11 protein-coding genes and 2 pseudogenes are annotated in these 14,272 nt (G+C 66.0%); 8 read left to right on the top strand and 5 right to left on the bottom strand.

Annotated features, from left to right (window positions below):
- Nucleotides 1-97: 97 nt before the first annotated feature.
- Together AVHM3334_RS14420 and purU are read right to left on the bottom strand one after the other, a co-directional pair.
- A complete protein-coding gene (locus tag AVHM3334_RS14420) occupies nucleotides 98-1,051 on the bottom strand; it encodes a LysR substrate-binding domain-containing protein (RefSeq protein WP_284413341.1) in 954 nt (317 codons plus the stop codon).
- A gap of 10 nt (nucleotides 1,052-1,061) precedes the next feature.
- Complete coding sequence (gene purU / locus AVHM3334_RS14415; protein WP_284413339.1) at nucleotides 1,062-1,910, bottom strand: formyltetrahydrofolate deformylase; 849 nt, start codon at nucleotides 1,908-1,910, stop codon at nucleotides 1,062-1,064.
- A gap of 466 nt (nucleotides 1,911-2,376) precedes the next feature.
- Between purU and AVHM3334_RS14410 the strand changes: the two are divergent.
- The 8 genes and pseudogenes from AVHM3334_RS14410 to AVHM3334_RS14375 all read left to right on the top strand — a co-directional run.
- A pseudogene (locus tag AVHM3334_RS14410) lies at nucleotides 2,377-3,198 on the top strand (putative bifunctional diguanylate cyclase/phosphodiesterase); the annotation flags it as partial.
- Nucleotides 3,191-3,286 (top strand): annotated as a pseudogene (locus AVHM3334_RS14405) (type 1 glutamine amidotransferase domain-containing protein); the annotation flags it as partial. The pseudogenes AVHM3334_RS14410 and AVHM3334_RS14405, both read left to right, overlap by 8 nt.
- Before the next feature lie 219 nt (nucleotides 3,287-3,505).
- On the top strand, nucleotides 3,506-5,845 hold the full coding sequence (locus tag AVHM3334_RS14400) for a type VI secretion system Vgr family protein (protein ID WP_284413337.1): 2,340 nt from the start codon (nucleotides 3,506-3,508) through the stop codon (nucleotides 5,843-5,845).
- Between the two features lie 53 nt (nucleotides 5,846-5,898).
- Entirely contained in the window at nucleotides 5,899-6,984 is a 1,086-nt protein-coding gene (locus AVHM3334_RS14395) for a DUF2169 family type VI secretion system accessory protein (RefSeq protein ID WP_284413335.1), read from the top strand.
- 64 nt (nucleotides 6,985-7,048) lie between these two features.
- Nucleotides 7,049-8,515, top strand: a complete 1,467-nt coding sequence (locus AVHM3334_RS14390) for a hypothetical protein (protein WP_284413333.1) — start codon at nucleotides 7,049-7,051, stop codon at nucleotides 8,513-8,515.
- A gap of 15 nt (nucleotides 8,516-8,530) precedes the next feature.
- On the top strand, nucleotides 8,531-9,283 hold the full coding sequence (locus AVHM3334_RS14385) for a PoNe immunity protein domain-containing protein (protein ID WP_284413331.1): 753 nt from the start codon (nucleotides 8,531-8,533) through the stop codon (nucleotides 9,281-9,283).
- Nucleotides 9,284-9,334: 51 nt separating this feature from the next.
- Nucleotides 9,335-9,874 carry a hypothetical protein gene (locus AVHM3334_RS14380; protein ID WP_284413329.1) on the top strand — a complete coding sequence of 180 codons (540 nt, stop codon included), beginning with the start codon at nucleotides 9,335-9,337 and terminating at the stop codon, nucleotides 9,872-9,874.
- A gap of 98 nt (nucleotides 9,875-9,972) precedes the next feature.
- Nucleotides 9,973-10,167 carry a hypothetical protein gene (locus tag AVHM3334_RS14375; RefSeq protein WP_284413327.1) on the top strand — a complete coding sequence of 65 codons (195 nt, stop codon included), beginning with the start codon at nucleotides 9,973-9,975 and terminating at the stop codon, nucleotides 10,165-10,167.
- Between the two features lie 197 nt (nucleotides 10,168-10,364).
- Here AVHM3334_RS14375 and AVHM3334_RS14370 read toward each other — a convergent pair whose 3' ends face one another.
- From AVHM3334_RS14370 to AVHM3334_RS14360, 3 genes are all read right to left on the bottom strand, one after another.
- Nucleotides 10,365-11,261 carry a ChaN family lipoprotein gene (locus AVHM3334_RS14370; protein WP_284413326.1) on the bottom strand — a complete coding sequence of 299 codons (897 nt, stop codon included), beginning with the start codon at nucleotides 11,259-11,261 and terminating at the stop codon, nucleotides 10,365-10,367.
- A gap of 63 nt (nucleotides 11,262-11,324) precedes the next feature.
- On the bottom strand, nucleotides 11,325-12,926 hold the full coding sequence (locus AVHM3334_RS14365; protein WP_284413325.1) for a phospholipase D-like domain-containing protein: 1,602 nt from the start codon (nucleotides 12,924-12,926) through the stop codon (nucleotides 11,325-11,327).
- A 491-nt stretch (nucleotides 12,927-13,417) separates the two neighbouring features.
- Complete coding sequence (locus tag AVHM3334_RS14360) at nucleotides 13,418-14,110, bottom strand: nitroreductase family protein (protein ID WP_284413323.1); 693 nt, start codon at nucleotides 14,108-14,110, stop codon at nucleotides 13,418-13,420.
- Nucleotides 14,111-14,272: the final 162 nt, after the last annotated feature.

Below are 14,272 nucleotides of genomic sequence, written 5' to 3'. Positions count from 1 at the left end.
TTGCGGCTTTTCCGGGCTTTCCGCAGCGCCCCGCTGGCGCGTGGCCGTAAAGACTCCGGGGACGGGTCAGGAAAAGATCGGGCAGGTCCCGGGCCGTTCAGCCCATGGTGCGGCGCAGCCAGTCCGTGAAGGCGGCGCATTCCCAGCGGTCCATGGTGCCGGTGCGCCAGCACAGGTAATGCGCGTGGGGGCTGGGCGCCTCGCCGGGGTACAGCCGCACCAGCGTGCCGTTTTCCAGCCAGGGCGCGCCGAGTTTGAGGCGCACCAGCGCCACGCCCATGCCGGCCGCGGCGGCGTCGCACATCAGGCCGATGTCGTTGAACTGCGAGCCCTCGGTGGGCTCGGCCCAGTCGAGGCCGCTGGCGCCGAACCAGGTGCGCCAGGGCTCCAGCGGGCTGCGCAGCAGCGGCACGCTTTCGAGGTCTTCCGGGCGCTCGAAGGGGCCGTGTTCCCGCACGAAAACCGGCGAGGCCAGCGGGGTGACCCGGTCGCGCGCCAGCTCCACGTGCTCCAGGTCGGCGTAGTGGCCGGGGCCGAAGCGCACCACCAGGTCGGCATCTTCTGCCACCACGTCCAGGAGCGGAATGGACACCTGCAGCGCCAGATCGATCTCGGGGTAGGCCTCGGTGAACTGGCGCAGGCGCGGGATCAGGATGGCGCGCGCGAAGGTGGGCGTGACGGCCAGCTTGAGCCGCCGCTTGCCCGGCGCCGCGGTCGCGCCCGGAAAGCGCTGCAGCGCGCTCAGGCCCTCGCGCACATGCGCCAGGTAGGCGCTGCCTTCGGTCGTGAGCGAGAAATCGGCGCGGCCGAACAGCCGCACGCCCAGCGTCTGCTCCAGCTGGCGCACGCGGTGGCTGACGGCGCTGGGCGTCACGCACAGCTCGTCGGCGGTTTGCGTCACGCTGCGCAGGCGGGCCAGGGCCTCGAAGGTCAGCAGGCACTGGATGGGCGGGATGCGGCGGCTCGCGGCCGGTCCGTCCCAGCCGGCGGCGCCGGCATCGGCCGCGCGCGCGTTGCTGCGCGGGGCGTCGGGCGGCCGAGGGGCGCTCATGGGGCGGGCTTCAGCGGAAGATGACGGTCTTGTGGCCGTTGAGCAGCACGCGGTGCTCGGTGTGCCACTTCACGGCGCGGGCGAGCACCTGGCTTTCGGTGTCGCGGCCCATGGTGGTCAGGTCTTCCACCGTCTTGCTGTGGTCGGCGCGGGCCACGTCCTGTTCGATGATGGGGCCCTCGTCCAGGTCGGCCGTCACGTAGTGGGCGGTGGCGCCGATCAGCTTCACGCCACGGTCGTGCGCCTGGTAGTAGGGCTTGGCGCCCTTGAAGCTGGGCAGGAAGCTGTGGTGGATGTTGATGGCCCGGCCCTGCAGCTTGCGGCACAGGTCGTCCGACAGCACCTGCATGTAGCGCGCCAGCACCACCAGTTCGGCGCCTTCGGATTCGATGATCTCGAACTGCCGCGCCTCGGCCTGCGCCTTGGTGGCGGCCGTCACGGGGATGTGGTGGAACGGCACGTTGTAGCTGGCCGCCAGTTGGTAGAAGTCGCGGTGGTTGCTGATGATGGCGGCGATGTGCACCGGCAGCAGGCCCGACTTCCAGCGAAACAGCAGGTCGTTCAGGCAATGGCCCTCGCGGCTGACCATGATCACGGTCTTCATCGGCTCGGAGACGGGGTGCAACTGCCAAAGCATGCCGTGCGGGCCGGCGAAGGCTGCCAGCTGCGTCTTGAGCGCCGCATGGTCGTGCGCCCCGCAGGCGAACTGCACGCGCATGAAGAACAGCCCCGTGGCGTGGTCGTTGTATTGGGCGGCCTCTTCGATGTTGCCGCCATGCTCCAGCAGGAAACCGGACACTGCATGCACCAGCCCGAGCTTGTCGGGACAGGACAGGGTAAGGATATAGGCTTGATTCATAGCGGGGCGATTGTCGCAGCACCGGGCCTTTTTGCCCGGCGGGTGCCCTGCCGGGCGCGAAAATACGGCCCCATGGAACGCGGGCGGCAGGCGCCGCGCCACCGTGGCAAGCACAGGGCCAAGCACAGGGCCAAGCACAGGGCCAAGCACAGGGCCAAGCACGATAAGGACTTTCATGGAAGAAGAGGAGGGGCCCGCCCCGAAGCGGGTGCCCGGCTGGGCATGGGCCGGGTACATCGCGGCGGGCGTGGCCTGGCTGGCTGGCGGGCGGGCGGCGATGCGCTGCTGGGGTGGCTGGCGGGCGGTCAAGCGGGCGTCGCACGGCTGTACGGTGGCGTCAAGGACATCGCCTTCGTATTCGGGTCCGCCGCGCTGGCGGCCGCCGGGCTGCGCCGGCTGCGCACGGCCGATGCCGCTGCGCGTGACCGCCAGGGCCGCGCCTGGGCGCGGATGGCCCGCGGCGCCGAAGAGCGCCAGCGCCCAGGCCCGCGAAACCGGCGAGCCCATGGCCGTGCTGCTGCTGAACCTGGACCGTTTCAAGCACGTGAACGACAGCTACGGCCATGCGACCGGCGACGAGGTGCTGCGGCACATCGCGCACCGGCTGGAGTCGGCCCTGCGCCCCGGCGACCTGGCCGGCCGCCTGGCGGGCGACGAGATCGGCGTGCTCGTGCGCCACGCCCACGGCGAAGACGAGGCCGCCGCCATCGCCCGCTCCCTGATCGCCGCCGTGGCCGAGCCCTGGCGCTCGCCCGGGGGCTTCGAGGTGGTGGCCGGCGCGAGCGTCGGCATCAGCCTGTTTCCGCGCCATGGCGACAGCGCGCAGGCGCTGCTGCAAGGCGCCCACGCGGCCGTCTATGGCGCCAAGGAGCGCGGACGGGGCGCGTGGTGCTTTTTCAGCGAAACCATGACGCGCGCCGCGCTGGCGCTGGGCCACCTGCAGCTGCACTACCAGCCCCAGGTGGACATCGCCTCGGGCCGGGTGATCGGCGCCGAGGCGCTCGTGCGCTGGATGGACCCGTAGGAGGGCCTGATCTCCCCCGCACGCTTCATCCCGGTGGCCGAGCATTCCGGCGTGATCGGCCCGCTGGGCGAGTGGGTCATGCACGAGGCCTGCCGCCAGGGCCAGGCATGGCGCGAGGCCGGGCTGCCCGACCTCACCCTGGCCGTGAACGTGTCGCCGCGCCAGTTCCACCTGACCGATCTGGCCGGCTGCGCGGCCTCCGCCCTGTCCGCATCGGGCTACCCGCCCACCCTGCTGGAGCTGGAGATCACCGAAGGCGCCCTTCGTGCTGACCGATGGCTTGCTGGTGACGGGGCAGAACCCCGCATCGTCCGAGCCGGCGGCGCATGCGCTGCTGAAGCTGCTGGATTGAAAGTAGCTGCGGTAACCGGCGGGCGTCGGTCAGCCCGCTTTTTTGCCACGCCCAAGTGCTCCTTGAGTGCAGCAAGGTGCGAAGAATTGCGGAAAAGTCACAAAACAAGCCCAGGTTTTTTATCGTCCAAATCTTGGGGTTTTTCAAAGACTTTCCGCAGGGCGGATATATGATCGCGGCCATTTCAACGTAACGGCCCGGTACGCGGGCCTGCCAAACATGACCCGCCGCGTCACGATCCAAACGCCCCTGGGAGAGCAGCTGCGGTTCCGGCAGTTGCAGGGCAAGGAAGCCATCAGCCAACTCTTCTGCCTCGACCTGGACCTGCTGAGCGAGAGCAAGAGCATCGACCCCAAGGCGCTGCTGGGCAAGCACGCCACCGTGGTGGTGGAGACCGAGGGCGGCGGCCGGCGCTACCTGGATGGCATCGTCACCCGCTTCGGCATGCAGGGCGAGGACCACCGCTCCTACTCCTACCGGCTGCGCCTACAGCCCTGGCTGTGGCTGGCCACGCGCAAGAGCGACTTTCGGATCTTTCAGAACAAGACCGTGCCCGACATCATCGAAGAGGTGCTCGGCAAATACGGCCACCCCTTGCAAAAGCGCCTCACCCGGGCCTACCGCAGCTGGGACTACTGCGTGCAGTACGGCGAGAGCGACTGCGCCTTCGTCTCGCGCCTGATGGAGCATGAAGGCATCTACTACTACCACCAGCACGGCGCGGGCCAGCACACCCTGACGCTGGCCGACGACATCGTCGCCTCGCACAGCCCGCTGCCGGGCGCGGCGGTCATCCCGTTCTACCCGCCCGAGAAAGCAGCGGTTGCCGACAAGGAAAACATCCACGCCTGGGAACTGCACCAGAGCATCCACTCCGGGCGGCGCTACAACGACGACTACGACTTCCAGAAACCGCGCGCCGACCTGTCCAACATGCGCCAGACCCCACCGGGCCACGCGCACGACGCCCACGAGATCTACGAATGGCCCGGCGGCTACACCCAGTTCGGCGACGGCGAAGCCTACGCGCGGGTGCGGCTGCAGGAAAGCCTCACCGGCCACAGCACCGTCAAGGGCCAGTCGCGCCACCGGGCGCTGGCCCCCGGCTACACCTTCACGCTGGAGAACTACCCGCGGGAAGATCAGAACCAGCAATACCTGCTCACCGGCCTCGAATACCACTTCAAGGAAAACCCCCAGGTCAGCGCCGCCGCCCCCGGCGCCAAGGGCACGCCGCAGGAAGAAGGCTCGTTCCAGAAGTTCACCCTGCAGGCCCAGCCCACCAGCTTGCCCTACACGCCCGCGCGCACCACGCCCAAGCCCAAGACCACCGGCCCGCAGACCGCCGTGGTCGTCGGCCCGCCCGGCGAGGAAATCTGGCCCGACCAATACGGCCGCGTCAAGGTGCAGTTCCACTGGGACCGCATCGGTGCCATGAACGAGAACTCCAGTTGCTGGGTGCGGGTATCCAGCAGCTGGGCCGGCTCGGGCTTCGGGGCCATGTTCATCCCGCGCATCGGCCACGAGGTCATCGTGGATTTTTTGAACGGTGATCCGGACTACCCGATCATCACCGGCTGCGTTTACAACGCCGACAACATGCCGCCGTGGGCCTTGCCGGGCAACGCCACGCAGTCGGGCATCAAGACCAAGTCGAGCAAGGGCGGGGCCTTCGGCGCTGGCATGAAAGATGGGGCAGGCGATGCCAACGCCATCCGCTTCGAGGACAAGGCCGGGGCCGAGCAGCTGTGGCTGCATGCGCAGAAAGACCAGCTCGTCGAAGTCGAGAACGATGAGGATAAGTGGGTAGGGCGAGACCGGCGCAAGACCATCGACCGGGACGAGACCAACGTCATCCACCGGGACCGGACAGAGACCGTGGACCGCAACGAAAAGATCACCGTGCATGGCTGGCGCACCGAGGAAGTCGATGGCGACGAGACCATCACCATCCATTCCAACCGCAGCGAGCGCGTGGATCACAACGAAAAGATCGACATCGGCGACAACCGCGATGAGACCGTAGGAATCAACGAAGACATCCGCATCGGAAGGAACAGGAGCAAGACGGTCGGGCGCAACGAAACCGACGCCATCGCGAAGAACTGGACCACCACGGTGGGCATCCTGAAGACCGAGACCATCGGTGTCGGCTGCATCCAGACCACGGGTGTCTTCAAGATGGCCAACGTCGGGGTCGCCTACAACCTCAATGTGGGCTTCACGATGATGACCAACGTGGGCATGAATCGCAGCGACTCCATCGGCATGGAGCACACCCACACGGCAGGCAAGAAATATGCGCTCACCGTGGGCGGTAGCGGTGGCAGCGCACCCGGCGCTGCGCCCATGAACATCACCGCACCGTCCGGCGGTGGCGGTGGTGCAAAAAAGAGTTCCAGCCTCGTCATGGACGAAAGCAGCATCACGTTGAAGGTCGGCAAATCTGTGCTGGAAATGAAGGACGACGGCACCGTCAACCTCAACGGCAAACTGATCCAGATCACCGCCGAGGGCGACAACGTGGTGATCAGTGGTGAAGACATCCATCTGAACTGAAGTCAATCCATCAGCTCGGTATGGACGTCGAAAACCACAGCCCTTTCCCGCACATGGTCATCGAGAAAGTGACCACCAAAGGTCGCTTCTTCGATGTCGCCATCGTCGCGGGCAGCTTCACCCTCGCGCACGGCCAGCCCGTGCTGGTCATGGATGAGCAAATGCCCATCCAATGCATCGACCGCTACGTCGGCGCACCCGAGAGCACGCCCTTTCTGGAGGAAACCCATCTCGTCGTCGGCAAGCAGCGCACCGACATCCATGTACTCGGCCACGCGCGCCCATTGGATGGCAGACCTGCGACGCACTGGCCCATCGGCGTGCGCGTCGGTCCGCTCACCAAGACCGCGCTGGTCAACGGCCTGCGCGCCTGGCACTGGACGCCGCTGCGCGGCTGGCACCTGACGAAGCCCGAACCCACGACCGCCGTGCCCCTGCACGCTGGCATGGCGTATGGCGGCGTGGTGCGCCGGGCCGGCTACCGCGGGCCGGCCACCGACGACATCCACGACGACCAAGCCTTCGATACCTACGGGCCCAATCCCGTGGGCCGTGGCTACCTGGGCGATGCGAAACTGGACCGCGCCCAGTTCTACCTGGCCCCGCAGATCGAAGACGTGCGCAAGCCAGTGCGCAGCATTCAAGAGCGCCACGATCCGGTCTGCTTCGGCCCCGTACCCCGCTGGAACCCGCAGCGCGCCCGCCATGCCGGCACCTACGACGGCGCATGGCGCGCGGAGCACCTGCCGTTCCTGCCGCCGGACTTCGATTTCGCGTTTTACCAATCCGCGCAGCCCGACCTGATCGCACCTGGCTGGCTGAAAGGCGATGAGCCCATCACGTTGATCGGCTGCGATGCCACTGGCCGTATCGAGACCCGGTTGCCGGGCATCGATCTCCTGGCGCTGCTCACGGACCAGGGCGGGCTGACCCAAGCCGTGTCGCTGCGGCTGGACACCGTGACCATCGACCTCGATGCGCAGTGCGTGCAACTGGTGTGGCGGCGTGCCGTGCCCAAGGAGTGGGGGCTGCGCAAGGTGATGCTGGCGGCCATTCCTGCCGGGCCGGCGCAGCGTGGCGCAGAGCAGCGGATTCACATGCATCGCGGCCATTCCCCTGCCGAGGTGGCGAATGGCTAGGAAGCATATCGCCTGCGCGGAGGCCGTGTGGCGGGCCATCTGCACGACGCCTGACGTGTGCAAGGTGGGCAACACGCCCGTGCCGTTCGACAGCTTTCGCGATCTGTCGAACCAGTTGCTGACGTCGCCCAATGTCTATGCGCGCGGAAAGCCTGTATATCGGCTCACGGACTGGGTCCGCGGTACCGACGCGAATGCCGGCAAGGGCGTGGTGTCGCAGACCTCCCAGCAGCCTGGGCATGTCCGGCTGATCGGCGACAACACGAGCGTGAAGGTAAACGGCCTGGTCTGCGCGCGGCACGACACCGTGGTGCAGATGAATGTCGGACCGGGCGGCCCGAACACAGTGGGCAAGCTCGTCACGGAGCAAGGCGAACCGGCCGGGACCGTCAAGAACGGCAAGCTGCCCTGCAATGACCCGCCCAAGACCTCCGACAGGCTCAAGAAGCTGCAGCAGTACAAAGAGGCGCTGAGTTTCATGAATCCGGATCAACTGGACGAGTACGTCCGGTTCGGAGACCTGAACAAGATGGCGGACGGTGGCATTGCCTCGATCAACATGAAGAACGAGGGCGGCTTGTCCAAGGCGGGCAACTACGGAGCCCAGGCCGCGCGTGGCGTCATCGGGTTCGTCAAGGACATCGGCTTGGGACTGGGAGAGCTTGCCTACACCGTGGGCAAGAAGGTCAACCTCGCGGGTGCGATTCACAGCAACCTGGACGCGGCGATCCTGGGGGAGAACATCGCGCTGGGCAACGTGTGCCTGGCGTCGGTCAAGGAAGGCGCAGCGGCTGCCGTGAACGAAGTCCTCAAGCCGGTGACCGACCCGTGGAGTAAGGGCGACTACGTCGAGTCCGTGACCCGTGCGGGCCTGGAGATTGGAGGCATCGTCTTTGCGATTGGCGACGTTGCAAAGGCCGCCCAAGGTGCCAAGGCGGCGGAAGCAGCGAACGCGGCCGCGAAGGCTTCGGATGCAGCCAAGGTTGCAGAGGCCGCGAAAGCCGCTGAGGCAGCGAAGGCAGCGGAAGCGGCCAAGGCGGCAGAGGCTGCTGACGCAGCGAAAGCAGGAGACGCGGCCAAGGACAATGGCGTCAAGATCAAGCAACTGACCAGCAACGAGAAGGCTGCGATCGGCGAAAAGAACGGGCACGAAACGTTAGTCGACAAGCAGTTGGAGCCCGTCGGGAAAACGGATGGCGTCTACGAGGTTGGGAAGAACGGCATTGATGGGGTGTACAAGAATCCTAATCCGCCGCCGGATTATGTTGTTGCAGAATATAAGTACGGCTCTGCTAAGTTGGATAAGGGTCTGGCTGATGGTACTAATCAGATGGACGATGATTGGGTGAAGAAGCGGTTGACAGAAAAAGTCGGCGGTGAGGATGCAAGGAAGATTATGGAGGCTATGAACGATGGTAAGGTCGAAAAGTGGCTTGTTCGCACTGCTGAAGATGGCACTGTCAAAGTGTCGAAGATCGACGCCGATGGCAATGTGATCCGAGGCAAGGCTGGAAAAGTTTCGGGATTTTGAACTAAGGGTTATTAAATGAGAGATATTGAAAAAGATTTCAATTATTATTCGAATTGCATTGGTTTGAATAATCGGTCGATAGAGAAAAATATGCCTATCGCTGAAACTTTTCATCGTGTTGAGGGCCGGCCGGGAGTGGCATCTGATCTGTGCATGTTCTCGCTGCAGAACTGCATTCTTCAGTATGGGCGTGGCGACACGCTCGAAGAAATTCGCCCCACTATTTGGACGTGGGTTGAAGCCAATGAAATCAAAGCGCGAATTGTCAAGGCGATTCCATCTGAAAGGAGTGGCCAGAAATCTATGTATCAGCGGGTCACGCTGGACACTGTCTACGACGCGCTGACAATGATGGCTTTTGCCAAAGCCCTGCATTTCAAGCCCGAAGAAATGAAGCGCCTCATCAACGCCATTGGCCACCCCGGCGAGGACGCACTGATCGACGAAGCAGCGCGTGCGCTGGGTGATGCGCAGCGCCCCGTCGCCGAAGCCTGCAAATTCCCCAAGGTCTATGACCCGCTGCTGGAGGTCTGGCGCTGCGATCCTGCGGAGCGACCCGCCAAGTTGCTCGCCTTCTCCAAGGTCTGGAAAAAGAAGATCAAGCCGATCTACTGGTCCGACAGCTTGAACGGCGCGGATGGTGCCTACTTCGGCTACTGGTGCTTCGACGTGGCGCTGACAGCCATCGTGCTGGGCATCGATGACGAGAAGCTGCGCGACAACCCCTACTACCCGAAGGACCTGGTGGATGCGGCCAGGGCGAAGTGAGCGCGGTGGAGCGCTGGTAGCGCTGGATATACGAAAGAAGAAAGGGCATCGATGCCGTCCCGATTCCACCCCCTGCCCGACTTGCTGCTGCGCAGCATCGGGCGATACAACCGCCAGCACCTGTTGAACCGGGTGCTGCGGTCGCTCGATCCGCCGGTCTTGGACCTGCGCCAGGGCCATGGCACCGACCCGTATCCCGTGGGTGTGGAGAGCCAGGGACTCGACTTGATGCTGCAGTGCATGGACCCGTCGCTGCCCGAGAAAGAGCAGCTCTGGGGCCTGCACGCGCTGACCTTCCACACGCCGCTGTCCCGGCCGGGCCAACCCTGGCAGGGCCCATGGCCGCAGGGGCTGGATGCCGCCATCGCCACGGCTGGCGACGTGGTGGCCTTGCTGGCTGATAAAGACGACGAGGCCGTGCTGGCCTTGCCGGGTATGGCGTGCTTTCGGGTGCCGGGTTTCGACGGACAGGCCTGGGCCGTGCAATGCGTGTTCGACGGGCCGGGCAAGACGCTGAAGACCCTGAGCCTGGTCCGAACGGGAGAGTGGGTCGGGGCATCCTTGTTGGCTCCATCGACCTCCAGCGCATGATTCACTAGGGCATATTGCTATTTATTTTGTAGCAATCCCGCGCAGCCCGACATGATCGCACCTGGCTGGCTGAAAGGCGATGAGCCCAAACCGTTTCAATGCGCCTGGACACCGTGACCATCGACCTCGATGCGCAGTGCGTGCAGTTGGTGTGGCGGCGTGCCGTGCCCAAGGAGTGGGGGCTGCGCAAGGTGATGCTGGCGGCCATTCCTGCCGGGCCGGCGCAGCGCGGCGCAGAGCAGCGGATTCACATGCATCGCGGCCATTCCCCTGCCGAGGTGGCGAATGGCTAGGAAGCATATCGCCTGCGCGGAGGCCGTGTGGCGGGCCATCTGCACGACGCCTGACGTGTGCAAGGTGGGCAACACGCCCGTGCCGTTCGACAGCTTTCGCGCTCTCAAAAGGGGGGGTATCTGAATGCTATAAAAATAATAGCTACACCCCCTAGGGATTATTGTGCTGGAGGCCATTTTGATGCCGATTCTTTAACTCACTGGGTGGCGCCCTGCGCTCCACGCAGTTCGGCGCAATGGTCGCGGGGCGGCAGGGCGGGGGTGGCATGCACGGCATCGGTTTCGCCCGGCAGGGCCGTCGGGGCGCCTTCGGCCTGCGCCAGCGCCACCTTGGCGACCAGGCCGGGAAACCAGTGCGTCGGAACGCCCACGCTGCGCAGCACATGGCCGCCGCCGGCCACCAGCACCACCACCTGCCCAGGCCGCCGCGCTGCCGCGGCCACGGCCGCCATGCGTGCGTCGCGGGCGATCTGGATGCGGGCCATGCCGGGGATCTGCGCCTCGGGCAGCAGGCCGCAGTGCCCCTCGCGCAGGGCGGTGTACTGGCGCTGCAGCGCGGCGGGATCGAGGTGGCGGTCCCATCGCTCGTCCCGCATCGCCTCGCGCATTTCGGTGCGCGGCAGGTTGCCGCCGCGCACGGGCACGCCGGCCCGCACGGCCGCCAGGGCCACCGGCCCGTACTGCGCCCACGGCCAGGCCGCAGCGTTCCAGCCCAGCGCCTGCTGCACCTGGGCCTCGGTGGCATCGCGCGGCAGGCCGTCGGTGGCCCGGCCGCTGTCGGCCATCTCCATCACCAGCGCCGCCAACTGCCCGCGTGCCGCCAGCCACTGCACGGCCTCGCGTTCCAGCGCCTGGTGTTCGGGGGCGTCGTGCTGCTCGCCGATCAGCAGCACATCGGCGGGAAGCAGGGCCTGGACCTGCGCGAGCCAGGGGGTGGGGGCGGCAGGCGCCCGAGGCGCCTGCGCACAGCCGACGACCAGGGCCAGCAGTGCGGTGGCCGCGAGGCGGGTGCCTGCGGGCCATCCCGCGCCCCTGAATCGGTGTCCTGACGGACTGGCAGGCGGGCGCGATGGGAGGAGTAGGGGGTGGTGCATGTGCGCATGCTAAAGCCATGCCCTGCCCATTTCTTGCGGCTGCATCGGTGGACCGTGCGGCCGTCAACCGCGACGCTTGTCCTTGGCTGAAAACGTGCTGATGGGGCTGATGCACCCGTTGTAGAGGTCGTCGAACAGTGCGTTTTTCACCGCATGGCCGCGGGTTTCGAACAGCATGAGGTTCTCGTTGGAGCGGTAGTGGGATTGGCCGTCCAGGTTGTAGGAGCCCGTCATGACGATGCTGGAGCCGTCCTGCCGCTCCAGGACGTAGTTCTTGGCATGGCCCACGGGCTGTTCCGCCGTGTTGAAGTTCTGCGCGGCTGCCAGGGTGTCGCCCGGCGCGAAATGCCGCAGGTTGAGGGTGCCCACGGGGGCGGAGGCCGGGTGGGCGAAGAGCTTGCGGGCCGCCCGTTCCAGCGCTGCCCGGTTGTCCTCGTTGATCAGCACATTGACGTTGCAGCCCCTGGCGAGCGCACCGGTGATGAGCGCTATGCCTTCGCTGCCGATGGTCTTGTTCACGATGTTGATCGTCTCCCCCGGCCGGGCCCCGGAAAAGAACCGGGACATGACCTGTCCGATGGGCTTGCCTTCGATTTGGCCCCGCGTGGAGAACATGTTCTTGTAGCCGCTCGACGTGTTCTGCACCCAGAGCACCTTGTGCGCTGCGCCTTCGAAGTCCACCCCTGCTTGCGCCAGGGAGTCGCGCAGGCGCTCGATGGCCTGGTCCTTCTGCGGTCCGGCCTGATCGAGTGGCGATTCGATGTCGATCGTTCTCAGGGCCTGGATGCGAGACAGGTCTTCCATCTTTTCCATGACCAGTTCGCCGTCGCCATTGGCCTTTAGCCGCCCGCCGCGCACGGTGTGGCTGCCGATCAGTTCGTCGAGGAAGTAGTCCCGCTGCCGTGCTGCCAGGGGCCGGCTCAGCGTGACGCATCCGCCGTCCATCCAGCTGTCCTTGGTTTTGTTGGCCAGGCTCGCCCCGAGGGTGGCGGCGACCCCCCTGTCATTGATGCAGAACTTGTTGTGGTGCGATCCGGCCACGCCCTTGGCCTTGGCGGCCACGAAGTAGAGGTTGCACTGTGGCCGGGTGATCTTCAGGCGCGCATCGGTCTGCTGCCGGTTGTAGGCCTTGACGACCGCGGGCCACGTGGTGGTGGCATGCGTTCGGCTGCTCGAGCGCAGGCTCATGTTGGTCGTGACGTTCTGGCCCACGACCGCGGAGATGACCGCGTTGGTCTGCAGCTTGTTGTCGTTGTAGAAAAGGACGAACGAGAAATCCTTGTCGTGCTGCTTCTTGGCGAGCGATTCCAGGATCGCGAACGTCGTCCCGGAGATCTTTTCGGGGTCGTGGTCCTTGGCCGGATTGATGTTGAACGACGTGATGATGGCGAACTTCTCGGCCGAGTCGATGGTCATCCGGATGAGCTTCTTTTGCCGGTCTTCGCTGGTCGGGGCCAGGGTCAGCACGAACGCGTTGTCATCCCGATGGCAGTAGGCCGCCTTCCCGGCGGCGATCAGTTCCGCGTGCAGGCCATCCGTGAATTGGCCCAGCGGCCGGGCCTGCGTCGGCGCCGCTCCGCTGGCGTCCGCGGCCCTGCGGTCGGCATGCGGCGGCGAGAGCGGGCCTGCCACCCCTTCGGCGTGGCGAACGGACGCGTCGGTCACGCGTGGCGCGGAGGAACGACGCGGCTCCTGCATTGCCGGGGTGCCACGCGGCTGCGGTTGCGGTCGCGGCGGTGGGCGCGAAGGCGTGGCGGAAAGCTGTGCGGTTTTGCCGGCAGGAGAGCCCGCTGCAGCCCTGTGGAGCGCCGGCAATCCCTCGTTGGTTTCCCATTGAGAGGACGGATGGGTGCCCGATGGGTTTTGCGGGGCTTGCGGCACTTGCTCCGCACGGCCCGGTTGGAGGGGCTTGCTTCGCCCCACGTCCGATGACAGCATTTTCTTTTCACTCCCTTAAACGGAGCGATCCTGCAACCCGCTGGCGTGGAAACGCTGGATGCATCCGAAACCATGGCGGCCCAGGCGAATGCGAAACCCGGAACGCTTGGCTTTTGGCGCGCGTGGCCTGCGAGAAGGCGGCCGCGCCGAAGAAGCCCAGCGCGGCCGCGAGGCGTCGCGCGTTCTTTCGTTCGGTGGCGCCCGCCGGCCCGCTGGCGTCACACCTCGGTCACGAACTGCTCGCGCGGGCGGCGCACCTTGGCCAGCGGGGCCAGCCAGTCCTGCTCGGCCTGGCGGTAGCCCAGCGGCAGGATCGCCACGCTGCGCAGTCCGCGGGCGCGCAGGTCCAGAATGCCGTCGAGCGCGTCGGGGTCGAACCCTTCCATCGGCGTGCTGTCCACCGCTTCGTACGCCGCGGCCATCAGCGCGGCGGACAGTGCGATGTAGGCCTGGCGGGCCGCATGCTGGAAGTTGACCTCGGCGCCGCGCTGCGGATAGGTGTTCAGCAGCATGTTGCGGTAGTTCTCCCAGCCTTCGTTTTTGAAGCCGCGCACCGCGTTGGTGTAGTCGAACATGGCGTTGATGCGCTCGGCCGTGTAGTCGTCCCACGCGGCGAACACCAGCAGGTGCGAGCCGTCCGTGATCTGGGCCTGGTTCCAGGCGATGGCCTGGATGCGCTGGCGCACTTCGGGGTTCGTCACCATGACGATCTCGAACGGCTGCAGCCCGCTGGAGGTGGGCGCCAGCCGCGCCGCTTCGAGAATGCGCTCGACCTTCTCGGCCGGGACGGCGCGCGCGGGGTCCATCTTCTTGGCGGCATAGCGCCATTGCAGGCGTTCGATCAGCGGGGCGGCATCGGTGCGGGAAGTGATGGTTTCGAGTTCGGCGGCCAGTTCGGCGGTGGGGGACATGGGGTTTCCTTGGAAAGTGCGGTGGGACGGTCGCGCACGCACGGAGCGCGTCTCTTGGACTATATGGGGCCTCGGGCCGGGTGGAATAACCCCCTGCCGGGGAATCGCAGCGTTTCGATCCGGGAAACAAAACGCAACATCGGCCGTGATCGCCGTGCCTTC

It is taken from the genome of Acidovorax sp. SUPP3334 (assembly GCF_030159055.1).
In the GTDB taxonomy this organism is placed as follows: domain Bacteria; phylum Pseudomonadota; class Gammaproteobacteria; order Burkholderiales; family Burkholderiaceae_C; genus Paracidovorax.
The sequence above is the reverse complement of the archived record's forward strand: the minus strand, read 5'-3'. Positions and strand labels throughout refer to the sequence as shown.

What these genes read in the sequence shown, in the direction of transcription:
- AVHM3334_RS14375 (WP_284413327.1), top strand. Translation starts at nt 9,973, where the DNA reads ATGCGCCTGGACACCGTGACCATCGACCTCGATGCGCAGTGCGTGCAG.
- AVHM3334_RS14395 (WP_284413335.1), top strand. Translation starts at nt 5,899, where the DNA reads ATGGTCATCGAGAAAGTGACCACCAAAGGTCGCTTCTTCGATGTCGCC.
- AVHM3334_RS14385 (WP_284413331.1), top strand. Translation starts at nt 8,531, where the DNA reads ATGAGAGATATTGAAAAAGATTTCAATTATTATTCGAATTGCATTGGT.
- AVHM3334_RS14400 (WP_284413337.1), top strand. Translation starts at nt 3,506, where the DNA reads ATGACCCGCCGCGTCACGATCCAAACGCCCCTGGGAGAGCAGCTGCGG.
- AVHM3334_RS14380 (WP_284413329.1), top strand. Translation starts at nt 9,335, where the DNA reads ATGCCGTCCCGATTCCACCCCCTGCCCGACTTGCTGCTGCGCAGCATC.
- AVHM3334_RS14370 (WP_284413326.1), bottom strand. Translation starts at nt 11,261, where the DNA reads ATGCACCACCCCCTACTCCTCCCATCGCGCCCGCCTGCCAGTCCGTCA.
- AVHM3334_RS14420 (WP_284413341.1), bottom strand. Translation starts at nt 1,051, where the DNA reads ATGAGCGCCCCTCGGCCGCCCGACGCCCCGCGCAGCAACGCGCGCGCG.
- purU (WP_284413339.1), bottom strand. Translation starts at nt 1,910, where the DNA reads ATGAATCAAGCCTATATCCTTACCCTGTCCTGTCCCGACAAGCTCGGG.
- AVHM3334_RS14360 (WP_284413323.1), bottom strand. Translation starts at nt 14,110, where the DNA reads ATGTCCCCCACCGCCGAACTGGCCGCCGAACTCGAAACCATCACTTCC.